Annotated in this window: 11 protein-coding genes; 7 read left to right on the forward strand and 4 right to left on the reverse strand. The window is 70.7% G+C overall.

What is annotated here, in order from left to right; genetic code table 11:
* Position 1: 1 nt before the first annotated feature.
* Both CRT23_RS14035 and CRT23_RS14040 read left to right on the forward strand, forming a co-directional pair.
* A complete protein-coding gene (locus CRT23_RS14035) occupies positions 2-322 on the forward strand; it encodes a copper-binding protein (protein ID WP_103710212.1) in 321 nt (106 codons plus the stop codon).
* 77 nt (positions 323-399) lie between these two features.
* The gene (locus CRT23_RS14040) at positions 400-1,083 is read left to right on the forward strand and encodes a copper-binding protein (RefSeq protein WP_103710213.1); all 684 of its coding nucleotides are present in this window, start codon (positions 400-402) and stop codon (positions 1,081-1,083) included.
* Positions 1,084-1,237: 154 nt separating this feature from the next.
* On the opposite strand, the gene gyrB is transcribed toward CRT23_RS14040, so the two are convergent.
* A complete protein-coding gene (gene gyrB, locus CRT23_RS14045; protein WP_103710214.1) occupies positions 1,238-3,685 on the reverse strand; it encodes a DNA topoisomerase (ATP-hydrolyzing) subunit B in 2,448 nt (815 codons plus the stop codon).
* 239 nt (positions 3,686-3,924) lie between these two features.
* A complete protein-coding gene (locus CRT23_RS14050; protein WP_103710215.1) occupies positions 3,925-4,569 on the reverse strand; it encodes an MBL fold metallo-hydrolase in 645 nt (214 codons plus the stop codon).
* A 407-nt stretch (positions 4,570-4,976) separates the two neighbouring features.
* On the opposite strand from CRT23_RS14050, the gene CRT23_RS14055 reads away from it, so the two are divergent.
* On the forward strand, positions 4,977-6,611 hold the full coding sequence (locus tag CRT23_RS14055) for an AarF/UbiB family protein (protein WP_055949454.1): 1,635 nt from the start codon (positions 4,977-4,979) through the stop codon (positions 6,609-6,611).
* Between the two features lie 15 nt (positions 6,612-6,626).
* Here CRT23_RS14055 and CRT23_RS14060 read toward each other — a convergent pair whose 3' ends face one another.
* Positions 6,627-6,926: a HigA family addiction module antitoxin gene (locus CRT23_RS14060; protein ID WP_103710216.1), complete on the reverse strand. Its 300-nt coding sequence runs from the start codon at positions 6,924-6,926 to the stop codon at positions 6,627-6,629.
* 257 nt (positions 6,927-7,183) lie between these two features.
* Here CRT23_RS14060 and CRT23_RS14065 point away from each other — a divergent pair, with 257 nt between their 5' ends.
* Complete coding sequence (locus CRT23_RS14065; protein WP_280951982.1) at positions 7,184-7,474, forward strand: DUF3892 domain-containing protein; 291 nt, start codon at positions 7,184-7,186, stop codon at positions 7,472-7,474.
* A gap of 80 nt (positions 7,475-7,554) precedes the next feature.
* Here the strand turns inward: CRT23_RS14065 and CRT23_RS14070 are convergent, their stop codons facing one another.
* A complete protein-coding gene (locus CRT23_RS14070; RefSeq protein WP_103710217.1) occupies positions 7,555-9,222 on the reverse strand; it encodes an alpha-amylase family protein in 1,668 nt (555 codons plus the stop codon).
* A gap of 255 nt (positions 9,223-9,477) precedes the next feature.
* Between CRT23_RS14070 and CRT23_RS14075 the strand changes: the two genes are divergently transcribed.
* The 3 genes from CRT23_RS14075 to CRT23_RS14085 all read left to right on the forward strand — a co-directional run bounded on the left by CRT23_RS14075 (position 9,478) and on the right by CRT23_RS14085 (position 14,431).
* Positions 9,478-12,555, forward strand: a complete 3,078-nt coding sequence (locus tag CRT23_RS14075; RefSeq protein ID WP_103710218.1) for a transglycosylase domain-containing protein — start codon at positions 9,478-9,480, stop codon at positions 12,553-12,555.
* 3 nt (positions 12,556-12,558) lie between these two features.
* Positions 12,559-13,170, forward strand: a complete 612-nt coding sequence (locus tag CRT23_RS14080; protein ID WP_210202081.1) for an RES family NAD+ phosphorylase — start codon at positions 12,559-12,561, stop codon at positions 13,168-13,170.
* Between the two features lie 274 nt (positions 13,171-13,444).
* Positions 13,445-14,431 (forward strand): hypothetical protein, encoded by a 987-nt coding sequence (locus CRT23_RS14085; protein WP_103710262.1) that lies wholly within the window; start codon positions 13,445-13,447, stop codon positions 14,429-14,431.
* Positions 14,432-14,731: the final 300 nt, after the last annotated feature.

Here is a 14,731-nt window from a genome sequence, read left to right on the forward strand (position 1 = left end):
CATGAAACACAAGATTTTGACACGCAAGATTTCGACATGCCAGATTTCGCGCGCCGTCGTCGCGACGGCCTTCCTGGCGGTCGCGATGCCCGCCTGGGCGCAATCCGTGAAGGGGACGGTGACCAAGCTCGACCCGGCCGCCGGCAAGGTGACCCTCGACCATGCCGCGATCCCGAAGCTCGACATGGACGCGATGACGATGGCGTACCGGGTCAAGGACCCGGCGATGCTCAAGGACCTCAAGGCCGGCGACGCGGTCGATTTCGAGATCGCCGAGACCGGCGGCGCCTACACCGTCACGCAGATCCGCAAGGCGAAGTAACGCCCCGGTCAGGGGCCCTCGCACGCGGGCGAACCCGCCTCGGTGCGAGGGCCGTCGAGCCTTGAAATGGAGCAACGATGCGACGCTTGATCCTGTCCACCGCGCTCGCGACCGCCCTCGTCGGCGCGGTCGCGCCTCCCGCCGGTGCCCAGCCCGCCAAGGGCGCGCCCGCAGCCCTGGAGCGAGCGCGCGAGACGATGGCGACCCGGTTCCGGGACACGAAGCTGACCGGCGACCCGGACCGGGATTTCGCCGCCTTGCTGATCGCCAGCTTCGAGGAGACGCTGTTCCTCGCCCAGACGGAGCTCGACTACGGCGGCGACCCTGAGCTGCGCGCGGTCGCCCGGAAGATCCAGGAAGAGCAACAGGCGCGGATCGACGCCCTGAAGCAGTGGCAGCTCCACCGGCGCGAGGCGGGCGAGCGGGCGCAGCCCGACCCGACGCCGTCGGGCGAAGGCGCCCCCGACCGGCCGGCCGAGGTGGCGGCGACCAAGACCCAGCCCGCATCGCCCCCCGCACCGGCGGCTTCCGCGAACGCGCCCCTCGTGGCCGCGACGGTGAAGAAGGTGGACGCCGCCGCCGGCAAGGTCACCCTCGACCACGCGGCCATCCCCAATCTCGGGATGGACGCGATGACGATGGCCTACCGGGTGCAGGACCCGGCTCTGCTCAAGGGCCTCACGCCGGGCGAGGCGGTGCGGTTCTCCGCCGAGCGCCTCAACGGGTCCCTCGCGGTGACGCGGATCCAGAAGGCGCGGTGATCGCCGGGGGCGGACGCCCCCCAGCGACCCGGTGACGGCGATCCGTCCCGGGTCCCGCACCAGCGGCCGGCGCTCCGAGGCTGTCCCGACGTCGCCGCCGGCGGGCCAGTCCCCGCTCGCGGAAGGGCCAGCCCGGGACCGCGGTCCGCGCGTCTCAGACGTCGAGGTTGGCGACGCTGAGGGCGTTGTCCTGGATGAACTCGCGGCGGGGTTCGACCACGTCGCCCATCAGCTTCACGAACAGGTCGTCGGCGTCCTGGGTGTCCTTGACCCGCACTTGCAGCAGCGAGCGCACGTCGCGGTCGAGGGTGGTTTCCCAGAGCTGCTGGGCGGTCATCTCGCCGAGGCCCTTGTAGCGCTGGAGCTGCAGACCCTTGCGGCCGAAGGCCATCACCGCCTCGAACAGGCCGACGGGCCCGTGCAGGGTGGTCTCGTCGCCCTTGCGTGCGTAGGTGACGGGCTGGTCGTAGATCTCGCGCAGGGCCTCCGCCCGGTCGGCGAGGCGGCGCGCCTCCTGGGAGGCCAGGAGCGAGGCGTCCAGGGTCGCCACCTGGCGCACGCCGCGCAGGGTGCGGCTGAGGACGTAGCCGCCCTCCGCCACGGAGCCTTCCCAGCCGCGCTCGATGTCGTCAGCGATCCGGTCCATGCGCCGGGCGACCTCCTCGGCCAGCCCCTCGGCCTCGGCCTGGGCCTCGTCGACATTGGCCCGGAAGGCGCCGGCGATCAGGGCCTGCTCGACCACGGCGCGGTCGTAGCGGGTGTGGAGCGCCTGCATCAGGCTGCGGAACTGGCGGGCCTCCTCCACCAGGGACTTCAGCTGCGCGCCGCCGAACTCGGTGCCGGAGGCGAGGCGCAGCACGGCGCCCTCGACGCCGGCGTCGATGAGGTAATCCTCCAGCGCCCGCTCGTCCTTGAGGTAGAGCGCCGACTTTCCCTTGGCAGCTTTGTAGAGGGGCGGCTGGGCGATGTAGAGGTGCCCGCGCTCGATCACCTCCGGCATCTGCCGGAAGAAGAACGTCAGCAGCAGGGTGCGGATGTGCGAACCGTCCACGTCGGCATCCGTCATGATGATGATGCGGTGGTAGCGCAGCTTCTCCGGGTTGAAGCCCTCGCGGTCCGTGGACGAGCGGCCGATGCCGGCGCCCAGGGCCGTGATCAGCGTGCCGATCTCGGCCGAGGACAGCATCCGGTCGGCGCGCACCCGCTCGACGTTGAGGATTTTTCCGCGCAACGGCAGAACGGCCTGGAAGGTGCGGTCGCGGCCCTGCTTGGCCGAGCCGCCGGCGGAATCCCCCTCCACCAGCAGGATCTCGCACTTCGAGGGATCGCGCTCCTGGCAATCGGCGAGCTTGCCCGGCAGCGAGGCGATGTCGAGGACGCCCTTGCGGGTCACGGTCTCGCGGGCCTTGCGCGCCGCCTCGCGGGCGGAGGCCGCCATGATGACCTTGGCCATCACCGAGCGGGCCAGCGCCGGGTTCTCCTCCAGCCAGTTCGAGAGGCCCTCGTTGAGGACGTTCTCCACGGCCGGGCGCACCTCGGAGGAGACGAGCTTGTCCTTTGTCTGCGAGGAGAATTTCGGGTCCGGCACCTGCACCGAGATGACGGCGGTGAGGCCCTCGCGGCAATCCTCGCCGGTGAGCGAGATCTTTTCGCGCTTGGCGATGCCCGAGGACTCGGAATAGCCGGTGATCTGCCGGGTCAGGGCCGCGCGGAAGCCGGCCATGTGGGTGCCGCCGTCGCGCTGCGGGATGTTGTTGGTGAAGGGCAGCACGGTCTCGTTGAACGAGTCGTTCCACCACAGGGCGACCTCGACGCGGATGTTGTCGCGCTCGGCCCGCACCATCACGGGCTTCTGCATGCCCTCGATGGGTTTGCGCGAGCGGTCGAGGTAGCGCACGAAGGCCTCGATGCCGCCCTCGTAGAACAGCTCCTCGCGCTTGTGCTCGGCGTGGCGCGCGTCGGTGAGCACGATGCGCACGCCGGAATTCAGGAAGGCGAGCTCGCGCAGGCGCTTCTCCAGCGTCGCGTAGTCGAACTCGATCATCGTGAAGGTTTCGGTCGAGGGCAGGAACGACACCTCGGTGCCGCGCCGGCCGTTGCCGTCGCCCACGATCACCAGGGGCGAGACCGCGTCGCCGTGGCGGAACTCCATCGCGTGCTCCTGGCCGTTGCGCCAGATGCGCAGGCGGAGCCATTGCGAGAGGGCGTTGACCACGGAGACGCCGACGCCGTGCAGGCCGCCGGAGACCTTGTAGGAGTTCTGGTCGAACTTTCCGCCCGCGTGCAGCTGGGTCATGATGACCTCGGCCGCCGAGACCCCCTCCTCCTTGTGGATGTCGGTGGGGATGCCGCGGCCGTTGTCGGAGACCGTGACGGAGCCGTCGGCGTTCAGCGTGACGGTGACGAGGTCCGCGTGACCCGCGAGTGCCTCGTCGATGGCGTTGTCGACCACCTCGTAGACCATGTGGTGCAGGCCCGAGCCGTCGTCGGTGTCGCCGATATACATGCCGGGGCGCTTGCGCACCGCGTCGAGGCCCTTGAGGACCCGGATGGATTCCGCGCCGTAGGCATCGGCGGCGAGGTTATGGGAGTTGTCGGACATGAACTTCCTCGGGCAGGCGGGCATTCAGGCCGGGCTTGCCGGCCCGGGCGGGGCTTGCCGGCCCAGGCCGGGCCCCCGCCACCTGCAATTCTTCTTGACCTACGCAATATAAGCATTTCCCACTGGAAATGCATCGTTTTCGGGCCATAGGACCCCTGGAATCGCGACCACGATGACCGGTGCGCGTTAACTGCCCGTCAAGGCCCCGCCGGGATCCGGCCGACGGGACCTGACAAGGCTCACTCCTGCAGGAACGGGTTCGACATGCGTTCCTCGCCGAGTGTGCTGGTGGGGCCGTGGCCGGGGATGAAGGCGACGTCGTCGCCCAGCGGCAGGACCTTGTCCTTGATCGCCCGGATCAGCTGCTCGTGGCTGCCGCCGGGCAGGTCGGTGCGCCCGACCGAGCCCTTGAACACCACGTCGCCCACCAGGGCGAAGCGCGCGTCGCGGCTCATGAAGACCACGCTGCCGGGGGAGTGGCCGGGGGCGTGCAAGATGTCGAAGGCCAGGCCGCCGACCTCGACCCGGTCGCCGTCGGTGAGCCAGCGGTCCGGCGTCACGGCCCGGGCGGCGTCGATCCCGTAAGTGGCGCCGGTCTCCGGCAGGCTGTCGAGGAGGTAGCGGTCGGCCTCGTGCGGGCCCTCGATCGGCACGCCGAGCCGGTCCCGCAGCTCGGCCGCGCCGCCGGCATGGTCGATATGCCCGTGGGTGAGCAAGATCTTCTCGATGGTGATGCCCTGGGCGGCGATCGCCGCCTCGATCCGGTCGAGGTCGCCGCCCGGATCGACCACGGCGCCGACCTTGGTCTCGTCCGACCAGATCAGGGTGCAGTTCTGCTGAAAGGGAGTCACCGGAATGATTCCGGCGCGGGGCGTACCTGGCATCGCTGCTCTCGCGGGATGGCGCCGCGGCGGCGCGGACGGGCCGCCCGCCCCGGCAGGGGGTTGGCGCCGCTGCGGCGCCGGTGGGCCTGTCTAGCCCGAGATCGGCGCGGGCGCGAATCCGCCGCGCCCGGGGCGGTCCCGGGCGTGGCGGCTCCGAGATCGCGGTCCTCGGGGCGCGGCTTCCAGGTCTCGGCTTCCAGCTCCCGGCTTCCAACTCCCGGCTTTCCGGTCCCGGCTTCCAGGTCCCGGCTTCCAGGTCTCCGCTTCCCGGTCTCGGCCCCCATGTCGCGCCCCCATGGTCAAACTTCGGCCTCGCCACGGGCCTAACGGAGCCTTAACCACGGTCCGGCCGCACGCCTCGCCGGGCGAGCCACCGTCCCCCTTCCCCATCCGGGCCCCTTGCGCACATGCTGAAAACCGCCTTCGTCGCCGCACGGGACCGGCAGCGCCTCGGGGAGATCGCGTCCGTCCTCATCGGCTTCGGCGTCACCAAGGTGGTCGAGCGCCTCGGCCTCGCCCAGGTGGCGCGCCTCGCCAAGCGCCGGACGCCGCAGGTGGACATCGCCCGCCTGTCGCAGCCCCAGCGCGTGCGCCGGGCGATCGAGACCCTGGGGCCGACCTTCGTCAAGCTCGGGCAGATCCTGGCGAGCCGCCCCGATCTCCTGACGCCGGAATGGACCGAGGAGCTGGAGAAGCTCCACAGCCAGGTCTCGCCGATCCCGTGGGAGCGCATCCGGCCCCAGCTCGAGGAGGATCTCGGGGCGCCGCCCGCGGAGATCTTCGCCGAGTTCGACACCACGCCGCTGGCCGCCGCCTCCATCGCCCAGGTCTACCGCGCCCGCCTGCAGACCGGCGAGGAGGTGGTGGTGAAGGTGCTGCGCCCGGGCCTGCGCAAGACCATCGAGGCGGACCTGCGCCTGATGGGCCACGCCACCCGCATCGTCGTGGACGAGTGGCCGGAATTCGGGCGCTACCAGCCCCAGGAGCAGATGCGCCACCTCGCCAGCGGCCTCTACGGCGAGCTCGACCTCATCAACGAGGCGCGCAACTGCGAGACCATCGCGGCGATCTTCGCCGACCGCGACGACATCGTGGTGCCCAAGATCCACTGGGAATGGACCTCCGAGCGGGTGCTCGTGCAGGAATTCGTGCACGGCATCCCGCCCAACGACCATGCCCGCCTGGACGCCGCCGGCTACGACAAGGTGCTGCTCGCCCAGAAGGGCACCGACGCCTTCCTGCAGATGGCCCTGATCGAGGGCGTGTTCCACGCCGACCCGCATCCCGGCAACATGCTGATCATGCCGGACAACCGGATCGGCTTCATCGATTTCGGCATCATCGGGCGCCTGTCCCAGCGTCGGCGGACCCAGCTCCTGATGCTGATCGGCGCGATGCTCAAGGAGGATTCCGACGGGCTGATGGCGGTGCTCCTCGACTGGAGCGGCTCGAGCAACCCGGACCTGACCAAGCTGGAGGCCTCGTCGCAGGCCTTCGTCGCCCGGCACACCGGCGCGACCCTCGATTTCGGAGCGCTGCTCACCGACTTCATGACCATGGCCCGCGAGAACGACCTCGCCATGCCCACCGATCTCGCCATCCTGTTCAAGGGGCTGGTGACGGCCGACGGCGTGATGCGCCAGCTCGACCCCGGCTTCGACCTGTTCTCGGCCGCAGGCCCCACCGTGAAGCGCAAGCTCGCCTCGCAGTTCTCGATCAAGGGCCTGACCCGCAAGGTCGAGGCGGTGGGCGCCGGCCTGTTCGGCGCGGCCTCCGAGCTGCCGACCTTGATCCACCTGATGCTGGTGCGCCTGAAGCAGGGCCGCGTCACCGTCGAGATCGAGCTCAAGGGCATCGAGAAGCTCACCCGCGGCATCGAGCGCGCCGCCGCCCGCATCGCGGTGGCGCTCATCGTCGCCGCCTTCGCGACCCAGCTCGCCCCCCGCTTCATGGACCTCGGCACGCCCGCCTTCATCACCGTCGGCGCGGTGGTCTGCGTGATCGGGATCGGCTGGCTCGTGTTGCTGGGCCGCAACAAGTAGCGGGTCGGGCGATCCTCAGGACGTCGCGGCGGGTTCGGCCGCGCGGGGGCGGACGCCGGAGTAATCCACCGTCGCCCGCGCCTTCGACAGGTCGTGGGCGTTCTGGAGGTTGAGCCAGAATTGCGGTGCCGTCCCGAAGCGGACGCCGAGCCGGATCGCGGTATCGGCGGTGATGCCACGCCGCCCGCGGATGATTTCCGAGACGCGATGGGCCGGGACCCCGATTTCCGCCGCGAACTGTCGGGCGGAGAGGTCGAGCGGCGTCAGGTATTCCTCTACGAGGATTTCGCCGGGATGGGTGCGAATGCGGGCCATGGTCGATCGCCTGTGCGGTCTCGCGATCCTGTCCTCGGTCCTGATGTTTGAAAAGGCCTGCCGTGGAACAGCAGAGGGTCTGCCAGTGGCGACGATCGGACGACTGACCGCGGCATTGGTCGGGGCAACGGCATGCTGGCCGCGGACCGCGTGCGACGCCCGCGAACCGGAGGACAGAGTGTCGAAAACGCTCAGCGGATCGTTTCTATGAGGTTGTAAAGTTCGCGCTTGAAATTACCTGAAGTTGGTAAGCCCGTGTGGGCTGCGAACGGAAGGAAGCGTGCACCATCGCTGATCGCGCGGTCAGGAAGACCGGAAAGAACGCTCAGGGCGACATCACGACGTTGTGTAACGACGGCGACGCGTGGTCGCCGCGTCGGAAGCCCGATGCCATCAACGACATCGAGTCCGGGCTCCATACCTATCATGTGCCCTGGATCAACGGACGGACCGAGATCCGGGTCGTCCAGGGGCCGAACGGCAAGTACCTGCGGACGGACCGCGATACGACGACCCGAAACAACCTGGACGATCTTCCGGATTGCTGATCTGGTTCAGGGTCCGGGCGCGACCCCCGCGGCGGCCCGGCTCCCGGCGGGGCCGCCGCGCCGGCGCCTTCGCAGCCGGCTCACCCCACCCGCCGCTTCAGCGGGGCGTCGAGGCCGCCGACGCGGAACCAGTGGTAGCCGTAGCGCTCCATCATCAGGCAGTGGCGGCCCTCCGCGTCCGCCTCGCAGCGGCGGCCGGTGAGGAGGTCGACGAGGATCCGGCCCTCCGGCCCCTCGACCCCGGCCGAGAGTTCGATCTCCATCGGCGTGCCCGCGAGGTTGTGCACGCAGAGCACGGAATTGCCCTCCCAGTCGTAGCGGATCGCCAGGATCGCCGGCGAGGCGGTCTCGATCACCGCGAAGTCGCCCCAGCCGATCTCCGGCACCTCCTTGCGGGTGCGGATCACGCTCTCCATCCAGTTCAGGAGCGAGCCGCGGTCGTGGCGCTGGCTGGCCACGTTGACGTGGTCGAAGCCGTAGGCACCGTGGTCGATCACCGGCAGGGTCGGGGTCTCGCTCTTGGTGAAGCCGCCCTGGGCCTCGTCGCTCCACTGCATCGGCGTGCGGGCGCAGTCCCGATCCTTGAGCGTGAGGTCGTCGCCCATGCCGATCTCGTCCCCGTAGCGCAGGACCGGCGTGCCCGGGAGGGTGAACATCAGGGAATAGGCGAGCTCGATGCGCTGCTGGTCGCCCCCGAGCATCGGGGCGAGGCGGCGCCGGATGCCGCGGTCGTAGAGCTGCATCCCCTTCTCGGGCCCGAAGGCGGAGAACACCGCCTGGCGCTGCGCCTCGGTGAGGCGGCCGAGGTCGAGCTCGTCGTGGTTGCGCAGGAACACCGCCCACTGGGCCGAATCCGGCCGGTTCCAGGTCTTGCGCATGGCCTTGGCCAGGGGGCGCCCGTCGCCGGCGGCGAGGCCGTAGAACAGGGCCTGGTTGACCTGGAAGTTGAACAGCATGTGCAGCCGGTCGGCGTCGTCGCCGAAATATTCGAGATCCTTCTTGGGCAGGATGTTGGCCTCGCCCAGGATGATGGCGTCGCCCTGGCGCCATTGCAGGAACTCGCGGAAGTCGCGCAGCATGTCGAACTGCTCGTCGGGCTCGCCCGTGACCTCCGGCCCCTTCTTGGCGATGACGAACGGCACCGCGTCCATTCGGAAGCCCGAGACGCCGAGCTGGATCCAGAAGCCCATGATCTTCTGGATCTCGGCCCGCACCGCCGGATGGGCGGTGTTGAGGTCCGGCTGGAACGGCATGAAGCGGTGGAAGTAGTAGGCCCCCGCCTTGGCGTCGCGGGTCCAGGTCGTGGTCTGGACGCCGGGAAACACCATGCCCTCGTCGGCGTGGGGCGGCCGGGTCTTCGACCAGACGTACCAGTCCCGGTAGGGCGAATCCGGGTCCGCGCGGGCGGACTGGAACCAGGGATGCTGGTCCGAGGTGTGGTTGACCACAAGGTCGATCAGGACGCGCAGGCCGCGCTGCTTGGCCGCGTGGGTGAAGGCGACGAAGTCCCCGAGCGAGCCGTAATCCGGGTCGACGCCGTAATAGTCAGAGATGTCGTAGCCGCCGTCGCGCTTCGGCGAGGGCTGGAACGGCATCAGCCAGATCGCCGTGATGCCCATGCCCTGCAGGTAGTCGAGCCGGCGCTCCAGCCCGGCGAAGTCGCCGATGCCGTCACCGTTGCCGTCGAGGAAGGTCCGGACCGACAGGCAGTAGACGACGGCGTTCTTGTACCAGAGGTCCTTGATCATGCCGGCATCCCCGGGGGCGGGGGCCCCGGAGCCACAACGCGGCCCCGCGGGAAAGCGTTGCCGTGAGCGTGGCCGTCCGCATGACCCTTCGCATGACCGGGCGCATCGCCAGCGGGCGCCGTCCCAAGCGTGGCCGCGTCGTCCTTAAATCAGCCGCCTTGTGCAGCGCATCTGCCACGCTCCGGCGCGCGGCCTCGGCTATGACCCGTGCGGACCCAGTCCCGTGACGACCCAACCTCCGGTATCCCGGCCCGCATGAACATCATCCTGATCAAGCTGTTCGCCACGGCGCTGACGCTCAGTCAGGTCACGACGCGGCCGGATGCGGTGAAGACGCAGTTCGATCCCGTGACCGACAAGGCCCAGGTGGTGCAGATCCTGCGCGACGGCTGCGCCCACATGCGCAAGGCCTTCGACATCGAGGACATCAACCTCGACGAGCTGATCTCCACGGCCATGGAGGACCCGAGCGGGGTGGCGGGCGCCAGCGCCCCCAAGATCCTGCACGGCCTCGACATCGGCGAGCTCAACGTCAGCTACCGCCAGTTCTGCAAGGGCGAGACGCCCAAGGACTCGCCCTTCGACGCGGCCGAGGTCATCGCCTTCTACAACAAGGCGGTGGCCGACCTGCCCTCGGCCGAGGCCCTGAAGGAGCGCAAGCTCCCCGGCGCCAGCCTCATCCTCGACGGCGCGGGCAAGCGCTACGCCGAGGCCTTCGAGGCCAATGGCCGGCGCCTGAGCGTGCCCATCGCCGAGGTGCCGGCGATGGTGCAGAAGGCCTTCGTGGCGGCCGAGGACAAGCGCTTCGAGACCCACCGGGGCATCGACGAGCGCGGGGTGATCCGCGCCTTCATCGGCAACCTCGCCTCCCCGGGCCGCCCGGCCGGCGGCTCGACCATCACCCAGCAGGTGGTCAAGAACCTCTCGGTCGGCGACGACGTCACCTACGAGCGCAAGATCCGCGAGATGATCGTGGCCTCCCGCCTGGAGCACATCCTGGGCAAGCCGCAGATCCTGGAGCTCTACCTCAACGGCATCTATCTCGGCCGGGGCGCCTACGGCATCGAGATGGCGGCGCGCAGCTACTTCGGCAAGTCGGTGGGCCAGCTCACCGTGCCGGAGGCCGCGCTGCTGGCCGGCATGCCCAAGGGCCCGAACTTCTACAACCCTGACAAGTACCCCGACCGGGCCCGCGAGCGCCGGGCCTACGTGCTGGCGCGCATGAAGGAAGAGGGCGTCATCACCGAGGCGCAGCTCGCCGAGGCCGCCAACGCGCCCCTCGGCCTGAAGCCGATCGACGCGGTCCGGCGCGATTCCGGCTTCTACTTCGTCGACCACCTGGCCCGGGAGGTGCGCACCTTCGCGGGCGTCGACTCCCTCACCGCCGCCAGCCACGTGGTGCGCTCCACCATCAATGCGGGCCTGCAGACCGCCACGGAGGCCGCCCTGCAGGAGGGTCTCTCCACCTACGAGCGCGCCACCGGGCGCGCCCGCTACGAGGGGCCGGAGCTCAACCTCGCCGACGCCGTGCGCAAGCTCGAGGCGGCGGTGCCCGCCGCCGAGGCCTCGCCCCTCGGCGTGCCCCTCCTCACGGGCGATTCGGTCAAGCCGGCTCCTGGTCCGAAGCCGGCCCCGAAGACGAAGGCCGAGCGCAGGGCCGCGGCCGCCGCCGATAAGGCGGCCGAGCAGGCCGCCCCCAAGGTCGAGCGCCCGAAACCGGCCTGGCAGCGGGCGCTGGAGACCGCCCGCCCGGTCCTCTACGACGTGCACTGGCCGCTGGCCGTGGTCCTCGACACCGGACGCGGCGGCACCGCGAAGGTCGGCCTCGCCGACGGCCGCACCGCCAGCCTTGAGCCGGGCCCGGCCCGCGGAAAGCTCCAGCCCTACGACGTGGTGCGGGTGAAGCTGCGCGATCCCGGCGCGAAGGTGCCGCGCGCCGACCTGCGGGTACGTCCCGGCGTCCAGGGCGCCGCCCTGGTGCTGGAGAACCGGACCGGGCGCATCCTCGCCATGGCGGGCGGCTTCTCCTATCCGGTGAGCCAGCTCAACCGCGTCACCCAGACCGTGCGCCAGCCGGGCTCGACCCTGAAGCCCCTCACCTACCTCGCCGCGCTCAATGCCGGCCTGCAGCCCAACACCCTGGTGATGGATTCCGCCATCACCCTGCCGCCCATCGGCGGCGTCGGCGAGTCCTGGTCGCCGAAAAACTACGAGGGCTCGGGGGCCGGGGCCACGACCCTGCGCCGGGGGCTGGAATTCTCCAAGAACCTCGTCACCGCCCGCCTGCTCCAGGGCGGCATCGCCGACAAGGCGCCGGCCAGCCTGCAGAAGGTCTGCGACCTCGCCCTGGAGGCGCAGATCTACGCCGCGTGCGAGCGCTACTATCCCTTCGTGCTCGGCGCCCAGCCGGTGCGGATGGTGGACCTGGCGGCGTTCTACGCCGCGGTGGCCAACGAGGGCGCCCGCCCGGCGCCCTACGCCCTGGAAGCCGTCGAGCGCGACGGCAAGACCCTCTATACCCGCGAGGCCCGGGCCCCGATCCGGATCGGCTCGGCCGACCGGGTGGCGTTCTACCAGCTCAAGACCATGCTGCAGGGGGTGACGAACCACGGCACGGCGGCGGCGCTGAGCCGGTTCTCGTCCTCCATCGCGGGCAAGACCGGAACCTCCGAGAACGAGAACGACGCCTGGTTCGCCGGCTTCACCAACGAGATCACCATCGTGGTCTGGGTCGGCTACGACAATGCCGACGGCACCCGCCGGACCCTCGGGCACGGACAGACCGGAGGCCACCTCGCGGTGCCCATCGCCGGCTCCATCCTCCAGGCGGCCTGGGCCAACGGCGTGCCGCGCACGTCCCTGGCCCCGCCCTCCCCGGAGGCGCGCCAGGACCTGCTCGAGGCCAGCATCGATCCGCGCAGCGGCCAGCGCGTCGACGGCGGCGGGTTCCAGGAGCATTTCCGGATCAAGGACGGCCGGATGGCCGACACCCAGTACAAGCTGCTGCCGCGCGAGACCCGGACCGCCATGCGGCCCGATCCCGAGGATGGCGACCTCGGCGCCGAGGACGAGGCCCCCGACGTGGCGGGCGGCCTGTTCGGCGGCCTCGACGGCAGCAGACGGGCGCAACCGGACTACGATCAACGCCGGGGGCAGCCCGAGGCCGATCTCCTCGATCCCTACGGCGAGCGCCGCAACCGCCGGGCCCAGTCCGAGACCTACCAGCCCTGGCCGGGCACGCAGCGCTCGCCCTTCGGCGACGAGGAGGAGGTCCGGCCGCGCCAGCGCCGCCGCGATCCCGACTACCTGTTCGGCGACGAGCCGCGCTTCTAGGGCATGCGGCGCCGTGAGACGCCCGCGGGCGACATCCGAGGTGCGTGGCACGGCGCTGGGGCCGATGCGGAGAAGGCCGGCGCCATGCTGACGCCCGGGTCCCAGGGCCGGTTTGCCGATCCGCCCCCGCCCGAACTCCGCCCGGGCCGCGGCGGCCATTGCGCGGTGGCGGGCACCTTCTACAGGGCCGTGGCCCCGGCCCATGCGGCGGCGGCGCTGTCCGGGTCGCACCGGGCCGGGCGCTATTCGCGGCCGGGCCAGCCCACGCTGTATCTCAGCGCCTCGCGGGCCGGGGTCGACGCGGCGATGCGCGCCCACACCACCGCGACCGATCCGGCGAAGGTGGTTCTCACCCTCCGGGTCGAGGCCGACGGCCTCTTCGACCTGCGCGACGCCGAGGCCGTTGAACGCGTGCGGCGGGCCGCCGGCGCCCCGTTCGGCGACTGGCAGCAGGATCTCGCGGACGGGCGCGAGCCGTCGTCCTGGCGCGCCCGCGACTGGATCGCTGCCCAGGGCGCGCAGGGCCTGATCGATCCATCCCGCCGGGCGCCGGGCCTGTGGCACCTCGTGCTGTTTCACTGGAACGTCACGGGTGCGCCGCAGGTGTGCCGGTGACGGCCCGGCCGGGCGCGCCGGCCGCCTGCCCCTGATTCGACGGACCGCCGGCCGAGACCGGGGCGCGCGCCCACATCCTTCCCCGACTCCGTCCTTCCCCGACTCCCATTCTTCCCCCGACTTTCGAGGCCCCGACGTGAACAGGCAGATTTCGCAAGCGCCGCTCTCCCGCAGCCGCAGGCCGACGACCCTTCTCGCCGCCCCCGTCCTGACCCTGGCCCTGGCTCTGGCCCTCGCGGGCGGCACCCTCCCGCCGGCCCGTGCCCAGGAGGGCATCAAGCTGCAGCCGCCCGCGAGCCCGGCGGTGTCGGAGCGGATCAAGGACGTGCCTGCCATCGAGGCGGCCGGCGTCACCGGCCTGAAGCCCGGCACCATCCTGTTCACCGACCATCGCGACGATCCGACCAAGCCGGAGAACGGCCTCGTGGCCTATCTCGACTGGGGCAAGCTGCGCCCCGGCGAGCGCGCGGCTCTGGCGCCGCACCCGACCTATGCCGAGCCCGACTACGTGCAGACCCTGAACGGGGTGGCCAAGCGTCGGCACGAGACCCTGAAGGTCTACGTGGCGCAGGGGCGCTTCGTGGTGGCGAAGGCCCCGGAGAGCATCGACCTCTCCGCCTACGCCACCCTCGGCTTCGTCGCGAAGATGGACCCGGTGATCAAGCACAAGGCCCTGAACCCGGCCGACGCCACGCCGAACAAGGACCCGGCGGCGGCCTTCGCCAAGCGGCCGGACCGGCCCTGGTGCGAGGTCGGCACGACCTGCATCGAGTCGCGCTACGACCTGGAGGGCAAGCTGCCGCTCGGCGTGAAGCTCGCGAACCGGCTGGAGGACGGGGCCTCGAAGAAGATCGCCGAGTTCGTCTCGTTCCAGAGCGAACTGCGCACCCTGCCCCCGGCGGAGATCGCGGCCCTGGGCAACCTCACCAAGGTCGACACGCCGGTGACCGGCGGGCTGGAGCAGACGATCTTCTGGGTCAACCAGATCCTGCGCTTCGGCAAGTTCCTGGCGGTGTTCCAGCCGATGCCGGGCGATCCCGGCAAGACCGTGGTGACCACCTACATGGCCCTGGCGATCAAGGGCGACGTCCTCGACCGCAAGCAGGAATACGCCCGCGTGCCGGTGCTCAAGAACCTGCTGCCGGCCCAGGTGCTGATGGGCAACTCGTCCTTCAACACCGGCACCTCGATCAGCGCTGGCCTGCCGACCTACGCCCGCAACCGCATGATCGCCTTCGCGGACGCGCTGGCGAAGAACTGAGGGCGGGCCCTGGGGCACGCGCCTCCCCGGCGGATCCCGGGCCTGCCCGAGATCCGTCGCGCTCCCAGCGGATCCCGGGCCTGCCCGAGATCCGTCACGCTCGTGGAGTGGCGTTGAAGGCGGAGAGGCTTGGGCGACCCCCGACCGTCGGAGGCCCGCGGAGCCACTTCCGCGCCGAGCCTCGTCCCGCGCCGGGGAGAGGGACACGCCCTCCGTCCAGGCCGGGCGACGCTGATCCGCTCCGGCTTCCCGGCGGGGTGATGGCAAGCGACAGCGCATCGTCGTTCCGAGGCGCCGTCG

It is taken from the genome of Methylobacterium sp. V23 (genome assembly GCF_002917135.1).
GTDB lineage: Bacteria > Pseudomonadota > Alphaproteobacteria > Rhizobiales > Beijerinckiaceae > Methylobacterium.

What these genes read in the sequence shown, in the direction of transcription:
- CRT23_RS14050 (WP_103710215.1), bottom strand. Translation starts at nt 4,569, where the DNA reads ATGCCAGGTACGCCCCGCGCCGGAATCATTCCGGTGACTCCCTTTCAG.
- gyrB (WP_103710214.1), bottom strand. Translation starts at nt 3,685, where the DNA reads ATGTCCGACAACTCCCATAACCTCGCCGCCGATGCCTACGGCGCGGAA.
- CRT23_RS14075 (WP_103710218.1), top strand. Translation starts at nt 9,478, where the DNA reads ATGAACATCATCCTGATCAAGCTGTTCGCCACGGCGCTGACGCTCAGT.
- CRT23_RS14040 (WP_103710213.1), top strand. Translation starts at nt 400, where the DNA reads ATGCGACGCTTGATCCTGTCCACCGCGCTCGCGACCGCCCTCGTCGGC.
- CRT23_RS14060 (WP_103710216.1), bottom strand. Translation starts at nt 6,926, where the DNA reads ATGGCCCGCATTCGCACCCATCCCGGCGAAATCCTCGTAGAGGAATAC.
- CRT23_RS14055 (WP_055949454.1), top strand. Translation starts at nt 4,977, where the DNA reads ATGCTGAAAACCGCCTTCGTCGCCGCACGGGACCGGCAGCGCCTCGGG.
- CRT23_RS14080 (WP_210202081.1), top strand. Translation starts at nt 12,559, where the DNA reads ATGCGGCGCCGTGAGACGCCCGCGGGCGACATCCGAGGTGCGTGGCAC.
- CRT23_RS14070 (WP_103710217.1), bottom strand. Translation starts at nt 9,222, where the DNA reads ATGATCAAGGACCTCTGGTACAAGAACGCCGTCGTCTACTGCCTGTCG.
- CRT23_RS14035 (WP_103710212.1), top strand. Translation starts at nt 2, where the DNA reads ATGAAACACAAGATTTTGACACGCAAGATTTCGACATGCCAGATTTCG.